Source organism: Protofrankia sp. Cas8, assembly GCF_963555845.1.
GTDB lineage: Bacteria > Actinomycetota > Actinomycetes > Frankiales > Frankiaceae > Protofrankia.
Window position 1 is genome coordinate 1 of sequence record NZ_CAUVXI010000215.1, and the last position, 9,262, is coordinate 9,262.

A 9,262-nucleotide genomic window follows, 5' to 3' on the forward strand; every position below is an offset into this window, starting at 1 on the left:
AGTGACGCTCACGGAGCGTGGCAGACCGTTGCGGGGAATGGCTCACTGCCGGACGAGGCCACGGATGTAGCCGTGTCCGTGGTCTCCGTCGCAGAACTCACCATCGGCGTACTAGCCGCGACAGACCCGGACATCCGCGCGCAACGACTTGCCACGTTGTCAGCCGTTGAACGCAGTTATGAACCTCTTCTCATCGACACCGACGTTGCCCATGCGTATGCCCGCCTTGTAGTGAAAATCAAGGCGTCCGGTCGCAAACCGCGCGTCATGGACACCCTGATCGGGGCTACGGCGATTGTCCATGAATGCACCGTCGCAACCAGGGACGAGGATTTTCACGCCCTTGGCGACGCGGGGGTCCCCTTCGTGATCGTCTGATCCGCCGCAAAGGCCGGCCGAGAGCTCACCGGCCACGTGTTCTGCCACAGCGGGCGGTCCAGCGACGCAATTTACAGCAACGGAATTTCCAGTAGCGGAAGGTAAGGACGCAAGTCGGCGCGGGAGCCGCTGGCCCGCACGCGACCGTCCGCCACCGCGTCCACCCAGCTCAGGCGGCCCACGGCGACATCGACGAAGGTGACCGGATCGGTTTCGACCACGTTCGGCGGTGTGCCCCGGGTGTGCCGCGGACCGTCGACGACCTGCACCGCCGCGAACGGCGGCACCCGTACCTCGACGCAACGCCCCGGAGCGCGCGCCACGAGTAGACCGGTGAAGGTCCGCACGACGATCCGCACCGCGTCCCGATGCGGATCGACCCCCAGGTCAAGACCGTGGACAACACCGTCCACCGCCAGTGCGACCAGAAGGTCCCCCAGCCGCATCCCACCGGCTGCGGTCATGACCGGACGCGCCGGGTCGACGCCGGCGAGCCCGGCCACGGCGGCGGCGATGCCGTCACTCAACCGCGACCGCAGCCGGCCGCGCTCACCGGCTCCCCACCGCGTCTCGGCTCCCCACCGCGTATCGGCGGCCGTCCCGTTGGGTGCGTCGTCGCGCGGGCCGAGCCCCGCCAACCCGGCCGGCGCCGCCAGGTAGGACTCCACGCTCAGAAGACGTTCCGGACGTGCGTCCGCGGCCGGCGGGGGCGGACCCGCGAGCGCCGCGGCCAGCGCAGCCGCCGACCCGGCGGTGTGGAGGACAAGGTCCGCGGCACTCCAGCCGGGCAGCCTGCTCGGCTGCGCACACTCCTGCGCTGCGAGTACGGCCGCCCGTTCGGCGATCCGCTCCCACTGGCCGACCACCGCCGACACCAGCTTGCGATCATCACGACGAGCCGCGGACGCCACGGTTCTGCATTATCGGCCGGCCGAAGACGGGCCGACCGGACAGGCCCTAGCTGCACCTGCTCTCCCATCTACCCTGCATTGAAGAGGAGGATGAGGAGATGGACGCGCAGCCGTACGGAAACGTGATCGTGGACGCTGACAGCGGCGACGCCCAGGCCGACCCGCTGGACCACTCGCGCCGCGACGACCGACATGATCAGCTCGCCGTCGGCGAGCTGAACGACCCTTTCGGGACGGCCGCGATCCAACGCCGGGTCCTCGACGCCTGGGCCGCATCCCCCGCGCGGTTCCGCGAGGACGCGAACGCCGAGGAGGACGCCGCCCGCGGCGCGTACCGCGACCGACTCGTCGTTGAACTGCTCCAGAACGCCGTGGACGCGGCCCACGCCGCGGCGGTGCCCTGCCGTGTTCTGATGACGCTGACCAGCAGCGACGACACGGCGACAGAATCTCACGCCGGGATGCTGGAGATCGCCAACACCGGGGCGGGGCTGTCCGCGGCCGGGGTCGAATCACTGTCCACTCTGCGTGCCTCCGCAAAGCGCGACACCGCGGCTCTCGGCCGATTCGGGGTCGGTTTCGCCGCGGTTCTAGCCGTCAGCGACACTCCGTCGATCGTGTCCCGACGGCCGATGGGGCCGTGGGAGGAGCAGGACCACCACAGCGGTGGTGTCGGCTGGTCGAAACAGGCGACCATCGACGCGATCAACACACTCGGTGTGCCCGCCCTCGACGCCGAACTGACCCGCCGCGACGGTGCCGTCCCCGTGCTGCGCCTGCCCTCAACGCTGGCCGACGCGCCACCACCGCCGGAGGGCTACGACACCGTCGTCCGGCTACCGCTGCGTGACGCGGGCGCGATGGCGCTGGCCCGCGCCCTGCTGGCCGGTCTCGACCCGACGCTTCCGCTGGTGATGCCCGGACTGTCCGAGATCACCGTCGTGGTCGACGGTGCTCGCACGACGCTTTCCTGCGTCTGGGTGGACCCCACCCCGGCGGGCCCGGCGGGGCCCGCCGGCCAAAGGGTGCGCGACAATGATCTTTCTGGCGCGCCCGGAGGCCTGACTGGGCATGACCAAAGGGCGCGCGACAATGATCTTTCTGGCGCGCCCGGAGGCCTGAACGGGCATGACCAAAGGGTGCGCGACAATGATCTTTCTGGCGCGCCCGGAGGCCTGAATGGGCATGGCCAGGAGGTCGCGCTGCTGGATGGGCGACGCTGGGTTGGCAGGGTGCGACGCGGGGTGATTCCGCCGGATCTGCTCATCGACCGGCCGGTTGAGGAACGTGCCCGTACCGGATACGAGGCCCGGGCCATGGTCTGCGAGGGCGGCTGGCCCAGCGGCGTGCCCATGCTTGTCCGGGCGCCCCAGCCGACCGACGAGCCGCTGTCGTTGCCGGTTCTGGTCAGTGTGGGTCTGCCGTTGGAACCGTCCCGCCGGCACACTGTCGCGGGTCCGCTTCGAGACTGGCTGGTGGACCGGCTCGCCGAGACGATCGTCGACCTTGCTGTCGACCTCGGCGCCGGCAGCCCGCCGGGACCGGATGCCGAGCCAGGTGTCAGCGCGCTGCCGGACGCTGACACCAGCTCGGTGGCGCCGGCCGGACCGGACCTGTTCGCACTGATCGCCGCGGGGCAGGATCCGGGCGTCACCCCGGCAGCGCAGGCGCGCGACGCATTCGACCTGCGGGCGCTCGTGGGTACCGGCCATCCGCCGGCTCATTCGCCGCTGGCGGCGCTCGAGCTCGTCCCGACCGGACTGCCGGCCGGTGAGGTCGACGCCAGGTTGCGGGACGCCCTCGCGCGGCTGCTACCGGACGCACCGATGTTTCCCGGCGGGCACCGCGGATCCGACTGTGTGGTCTGCGACCTCGGTCCGGCAACCGACCAGGTCACGGCGCTGCTCACGGCCCCGGCAGTGCTCCGGGGACTGCGGCCTGCGGGCGCGCGGTCTGACGATCGTCGCGCGCCCTCTGGTCCTCTGGACGACCGGCCCGAGAACGACGAATTTGGCACCGACGAACTGGGAACCGACGAACTGGGAACCGACAAACCGGGTGACGACGCGGATGGCGCCGTGGACGGCCTGCTGCCGGCGGCCTACGCCGCACGGCATTGGCGGCCGGCCCTCGACGTGCTGGGAGTAGACCGCCTCGACACCGCCGATGTGGTTGAGATTCTCAGCGAGCTCCGCAGACCGCCGTCGTGGTGGGCACGTGCCTATGCGGCACTCGCGACCGCGCCCGACCGGGACGCCCTCGGCGCCCTACCCGTTCCGCTGGCCGCATCTGCCCCGGACCGGGACCCGGCACCGGACGCTGGGACCGGCCCCGGACCGGACGACACCCGGCTCGGGGTCCGAATGGTGACCGGCCCGCGTGGTCTGCTGCTTCCCACCACCGATCTGGACGTCCTCGCGTTGGTCAGCTCAGGCCTACCGCTGCGGGTCGCGCATCCCGACGCCTGCGCCGGCGCGGCCCGCGATGTTCTGCGCACCCTCGGTGCGGTCGAGGGAACTCCCGCGAGTGTGCTGCGCGACGGGTCCGTGGCCGACGCCATCGCCGACATCGACCCCGAAGCGGATCCCGACGCGGCACGCGCGCTGGCCAACGCTGTCCTGGCGCTGGCGCGGGACGCCGGCGATATCGCCGGTGAACTGCCCTGGCTCGCAGATCTGCTGCTTCCCGACACCGATGGCGACTTCAGCCCCGCCGGCGAACTGTTGATCGAAGCTGGCCCCCTCGACCGGGTGCTCGCAAGCGACGCACCGTTCAGCGTCCTCGCCGACGACTTCGCGCGGGCATGGCCGGTGGGCGTGCTGGAAGCGGTCGGGGTACTGCGGACCTTCGCCGTGCTGCATGTCACCGACGTGGGCCTCGACCCGGATGAGCCGGTCCTGCTCGACCTGGACGACAGTGACACCTGGGTGGAGGAGTTGACCGCCCGACTCGAGTCCGAACCCGATCAGGCCAGGGCCGGTGGCGAACCGAGCGCGCCGCCCACGCTGGCGACCTTCTCGGCTGTGCGCGACCTCGAATTCGTCGACCCGTCCCGCTGGCCTGGGGCGCTCGCGGAGCTGGCCCGGCCGCCGCTGCGCGATGTCGTCATGCACTCCGACCGATTGCGCCGGCCGGGGTCCGGCGGCCATGCCCGCGATGCGGATGTGTCGTACACGCGTTGGTGGCTGTCCCGGCACGCGCTGCTTCCGGTCGTCGGATCAACGACCGTGCTCCCCCCGACCGAACTGGCGCTGCCCGGCGCAGACCCGCTGCTCGACGGGCTGTTCGCCCCGGCTGCCCCGCTGCCGGGGGTGGATGTCGGCCTGCTGCGCCTCCTCGGTTGCAGGCTTACCCTCGCCGACGTCCTGAGCGATCCGGATGCGGTGCTCGACCTGCTCGACCGGCTCGGCGATGCCGATCGGGACGTGCCATGGCCGGCGGCGCGCCTGCTGTACATGGCGGCCGTTGACGCCGCCGCGGCGCTCCCCCGCGCGGAGGTACCCGACCACGATCCGGCGAGGAGCATCGACCCTCCGCTGACCGTCCGCACCCCGAACGGCGTGGTGCGGACATCCGATGCCGTGATCGTGGACGCGCCGGACCTGATGCCGCTGCTCGGGGCCGGTCGCGGTGCCCTGCGGATGCCGCTGGACCGAGCGGCCGAGGCATCCCTCGTACTCGGCGTACCGCTGCTTTCGTCCCTCGGTGACTGTGACGTCGTCTCAACGCCGCCGTCACCGACGGATACGGCGCCGGACGGTACGCCGTATCTGTCGCATGGGCGTCTGCTTGTGGCCGACGTCGACGGTGAACCAACGCCCGTCGCGTGGCGGGTGCTCGGTGGCATCGGGGGGGAGATCCACGTCGACGCGAGTGCCGGAACGAACGCGCTGGCGCGGGCCCTGGCCTGGCATGCCGGCACCTGGGACCGCCGGCACGCCATCGCCGAGGCGTTGCGCGAACCGGCCGGTGACGATCAGCGTCAGGCCGAAGCCGACCTCGACGACTCCTGACGAGAACTTCCGGACCACAATTTTATCCTCTAGATCAGATTAATGATCTATTGTCGGCATGCCCCGGCAAAATATTTCGATCTCGTTCGATAGGATCGGAACAGGTATCCACAGTCAGAAGCAACAGTCAGAAGCAGGAGTAGTCACCGGTGAACCAGGACCCAGCTTCAGCGCCCGCGGGAGTCCTTCACGATGCTCCGGATATGGACCTGGAGCTCGTAGTCGTGGACGACGACAGCTTCGAAGAGCCCAACCCCGACCCCGAGCCGGTATCTTATTCCGGTTCGGACTTCGACGTTGACGGCCTGGTACGCCGATACAAGCGGGGGGATATCATAATCCCGAGCTTCGGCGGCGCCGATGACCCGAGCATCGAAACCGCAGGCTTCCAGCGTCGGTTCGTCTGGCGACGGCCACAGATGGACCGGTTCATCGAGTCACTGCTTCTCGGATATCCGATCCCAGGTATTTTCTTCGTCCAACAGACCGATCGTCGATATCTGGTACTCGACGGCCAGCAACGCATCCGTACGCTCGCGTCGTTCTACAGCGGCATACACAATGGGAAAGAATTCTCCCTGAAAAACGTCGCTCCGAAATTCCAAAACCTGACATACGAACAGCTGGACGACGAGACACGGCGAACCCTCGACAACACCTTCATTCAGGCAACGATAGTCAAAACAGACGGCTCCGTGCCTTCGCTGGATGCCGTTTACCAGATATTCGAACGACTGAACACCGGTGGAACACAGCTTACTCCGCACGAAATCCGCGTTGCCCTCTATTCGGGCGAGTTGATCGATTTCCTGACCAGTCTGAACACCTACCCGACCTGGCGGGCACTCTACGGTACGGAGTCACCGCGGCTGCGTGATCAGGAGATCATCCTCCGGTTCCTGGCATTGTATGTCCAGTCAGGTAGCTACCGTCGACCGCTGCGGCGATTCCTGAATGACTTCGCCGCGCTTCACCGTAACCTCCACAACCTACCGGCAGAAAGACTGAAAATGCTCTTCGAGACCGCGGTCGATCTGTTATTCAGAGGGCCGGGTAGAGGCGCGCTCCGCGCTGGCGGCAACCAGGTCAACGCAGCGTTGACCGAGGCCATCCTGGTAGGCCTTGCCCGCAGACTGGATGTGGGTACGACTCCCACCACCGTCGACGTGACATCGGCGATTTCTCGGTTGACATCAAATCCACGGCTGGACGCGGCAATATCCCGTGCCACCGCCGACGAAGAGAGCGTCCGCGCGCGGCTGGCACTGGCGACGCAGTCCTTCGCCACGATCTGACAATCGGATAAGGGACCGCGGAGATGTCAACGGCATGGCCCCGGCAAAATCTACGCTGGCCACCACGCAAAATTGATGATCTGCGGAGACGGCTGGACGAACTCTCAGCTACTGTCAACGGGAAACCGCCCGACAGCATCAGCGAGGAGGTGCGAAGCTGGCTCGCGCGATTACTTGTCGTACGCAGCTGCGGCTATCTTGAACAAGTCGTCGCGGAGGTCTGTCGTGGTTACATCGAGGAAAAGTCCGGCGGTCGCGTAAGGAGCTACGCTCGGGCGAGCTTCGAACGGCTCAACCATCCAGGCTCAGAGTTCCTGCTCTCGCTTGTCCGACGCTTCGGCACCGACCTCGAAAACGAGCTGCGTGCTTTTCTCGACCAGGATGACCAACGAGTGCGCAGGGAACTCGAGTTCCTCGTGAATCGACGCCACCGGATCGCGCACGGTGAGAACGAGGACATCGGTGCGCGTAAAGCACTCGATCTCAAGGATCTTTCCTGCGAAGTTGCCGACTGGTTCATCCTGGCCTTCAATCCGCACCGACTGTGAGATATCAATGCCACTCTGCCGACGCGAGTCACGTCGCGTCGGCGGCCTGCCGGGATGTGCTGCCAGCTTCGGTCCGTCGCCGCAGGCGGTTGCGGCGGCGGGATGTGACCGCGATACCCAGCAGGCCGAGCGTCGCGCCGAGGGCCGCGGTCGCGATCCACCACAGGTGGCCGTCCGCCCGCAGGCTGTTCCAGAACGGCAGCAGCACCACCAGGGCGACCAGCCACAGAATCGTACCGACAGTCACTGACGCCACACCGTCATAGGGCAACGGTTCCAGCTCCCGGCGTCCAGCCGGCGGGGTCACGCTCATATCTGCTGACGCTACCCGCCGCTCCGCACGAAATCCCCGGCGTCAAGGTCCCCGGTCCCGCGGCCGTCCAGATCGTGGTCCGCCTACCCGGATCATGATCTGCGCGAGTTTGTCGCTAGGTACGCGTATCAGGCCCGAAAGCGTACCGTCCGACAAACTCACGCCGATCTTGTGGCAATCCGGGATGCTCAGTCCAGCAGGTCGGGCTGTTCCTCGACGATGATCTGGTACAGCGCCTCAAACGACCAGCGGGCGCCCGTCTCGCTGGAGAGCTGGCCGGCGGTGAGCCGGGCCGTCTCGTCGTCAAGAATCCGCAACGTGCCGGCGGCCGAGGCGATGAGCTGTGCCTTGGCCGCGCGTTCCGCGGCGATGAACCAGTAGGCGGCCGATTCCACCGAGGTACCGACCGACAGCAACCCGTGGTTCGCGAGGATCGCGAGTTTGCGCCCACCGAGTGTCTCGGCGATGCGACGTCCCTCGTCCGGGCTGAGCACCACGCCGTTGAAATCTGCGAAGATCACATGATCCTCGAAGAAGGCGCAGGCGTCCTGGCTGATCGGGTGCAGCGGTTCACCGATGGCCGACAGCGCCTTGCCGTACAGGGCGTGCGTGTGTGCGGCGGCGACGACGTCCGGGCGGGCCGCGTGGATCTGGGAGTGGATGGCGAACGCGGCCGTGTTCAGCGGCCCGGTCCCTTCGACGATCTCACCGACGTCGTTGACCAACAGCAGGCTGGACACGGTGATCCGCCGGAAGTCGATGCCGAGACGGTTGACCCAGAAGTGGCCGGGCAGCTCCGGGTCACGCGCGGTGATGTGGCCCGGCAGTCCTTCGCCCAGACCCAGCTGACCGAAGATCCGGTAGGCGCCGGCGAGGCGCTGCTTGCGGTACAGGCGTTCCTCGACGACGGTCCGTTCCGCTTCGGGCCGCGGCCAGGGTCCACCGACCGCGGGCGCGACGATGTTCGACTGGTCCCAGCTCGATCGGTCCGACGAGCCCGCTGCCCGCGCGTCCGTGAAGATGCTGATGTTCTCGCCACTGATGTTGTCCGTGCCGATGTTCTCGGTACTGATGCTCATCGTCTGGTCCTCTCTGCCGAACGAAGTGTGCGTTTAACGGGCCAGCAGGGCTCGGCCGGCCGCGGCGTGGACGGCATCGTCCTGCGGGGTGTGCACGCGTCCACAGAGCACGTTTCGATAATGACGCTCCAACGGGTTCGCGCGGGTCAGGCCGGGATTTCCAATCAATGCGACCGCCGCGCCGACCGCGCGGATCGCCGCATTCGTGACCGTCGACTTCACCGCGTTCGCGCGGGCGGCGGCAGCCGCATCCCCGGCATCAACCCCATTCGCGGTCGTTTCGACCAGCACCCGGGCTGTCGTCAGCGTGACGTCGATCTCGCCGACGGCGGCTTGGAAGCGTGCCAGGCTCGCCAAGGGCTTACCCAGGTTGGACGGCACCCGCTCATGCAGAAAACCGACGAGCCAGTCGCGGGCGGCCTCTGCGACGCCGAGATAGATCGTGGAGATCGCCAGGCCACCCCAGGCGACGATCGAGGGGTCGATCGTCAGGTCGCGCAACGCGCTGACCGGCCTGAGCCCCAACCCGGCGTCGGCGCTCAGGCGGACCCGGTCAAAGACAACGTCATGACTTTCGGTCGCCCGCATACCGAAGTGGTCCCACGTACGGACGATCTCGATGCCCGCCGCGTCGGCCGGTACCAGGAAGTTGCCTACCCGTGGTTCAGCGGACGCCGGCCCGGCGGGGTCGGCGGCGGGGTCGGTCGCCGCCCACACCAGCATCC

General features: G+C 67.9%; 8 protein-coding genes. 4 read left to right on the forward strand and 4 right to left on the reverse strand.

Translation table 11 applies throughout. From position 1 onward, the window contains the following. Nucleotides 1-378: PIN domain-containing protein (locus U9977_RS22695; protein ID WP_322751314.1), on the forward strand; the 378-nt coding region annotated here is incomplete at its 5' end. Nucleotides 379-449: 71 nt separating this feature from the next. Here U9977_RS22695 and U9977_RS22700 read toward each other — a convergent pair. Then, nucleotides 450-1,289 carry a sterol carrier family protein gene (locus U9977_RS22700; protein ID WP_322751315.1) on the reverse strand — a complete coding sequence of 280 codons (840 nt, stop codon included), beginning with the start codon at nt 1,287-1,289 and terminating at the stop codon, nt 450-452. A gap of 98 nt (nt 1,290-1,387) precedes the next feature. Between U9977_RS22700 and U9977_RS22705 the strand changes: the two genes are divergently transcribed. The 3 genes from U9977_RS22705 to U9977_RS22715 all read left to right on the forward strand — a co-directional run bounded on the left by U9977_RS22705 (nt 1,388) and on the right by U9977_RS22715 (nt 7,145). Continuing rightward, a complete protein-coding gene (locus U9977_RS22705) occupies nt 1,388-5,302 on the forward strand; it encodes a sacsin N-terminal ATP-binding-like domain-containing protein (RefSeq protein WP_322751316.1) in 3,915 nt (1,304 codons plus the stop codon). Between the two features lie 203 nt (nt 5,303-5,505). Continuing rightward, a complete protein-coding gene (locus tag U9977_RS22710; RefSeq protein ID WP_322751317.1) occupies nt 5,506-6,597 on the forward strand; it encodes a DUF262 domain-containing protein in 1,092 nt (363 codons plus the stop codon). 23 nt (nt 6,598-6,620) lie between these two features. Next, nucleotides 6,621-7,145, forward strand: a complete 525-nt coding sequence (locus tag U9977_RS22715; protein ID WP_322751318.1) for a HEPN domain-containing protein — start codon at nt 6,621-6,623, stop codon at nt 7,143-7,145. 28 nt (nt 7,146-7,173) lie between these two features. Here U9977_RS22715 and U9977_RS22720 read toward each other — a convergent pair whose 3' ends face one another. From U9977_RS22720 to U9977_RS22730, 3 genes are all read right to left on the reverse strand, one after another. Then, a complete protein-coding gene (locus tag U9977_RS22720; RefSeq protein WP_322751319.1) occupies nt 7,174-7,458 on the reverse strand; it encodes a DUF2530 domain-containing protein in 285 nt (94 codons plus the stop codon). Nucleotides 7,459-7,646: 188 nt separating this feature from the next. Then, entirely contained in the window at nt 7,647-8,537 is an 891-nt protein-coding gene (locus U9977_RS22725; protein ID WP_322751320.1) for a class II aldolase/adducin family protein, read from the reverse strand. Nucleotides 8,538-8,570: 33 nt separating this feature from the next. Beyond that, nucleotides 8,571-9,262, reverse strand: a 692-nt coding sequence (locus U9977_RS22730) for an acyl-CoA dehydrogenase family protein (RefSeq protein ID WP_322751321.1), incomplete at its 5' end; no start/stop codon positions are given.

Bases quoted from the DNA above. Each gene is read 5' to 3' on its own strand.
- U9977_RS22705 (WP_322751316.1), top strand. From the start codon at position 1,388: ATGGACGCGCAGCCGTACGGAAACGTGATCGTGGACGCTGACAGCGGC.
- U9977_RS22710 (WP_322751317.1), top strand. From the start codon at position 5,506: ATGGACCTGGAGCTCGTAGTCGTGGACGACGACAGCTTCGAAGAGCCC.
- U9977_RS22715 (WP_322751318.1), top strand. From the start codon at position 6,621: ATGTCAACGGCATGGCCCCGGCAAAATCTACGCTGGCCACCACGCAAA.
- U9977_RS22720 (WP_322751319.1), bottom strand. From the start codon at position 7,458: ATGAGCGTGACCCCGCCGGCTGGACGCCGGGAGCTGGAACCGTTGCCC.
- U9977_RS22725 (WP_322751320.1), bottom strand. From the start codon at position 8,537: ATGAGCATCAGTACCGAGAACATCGGCACGGACAACATCAGTGGCGAG.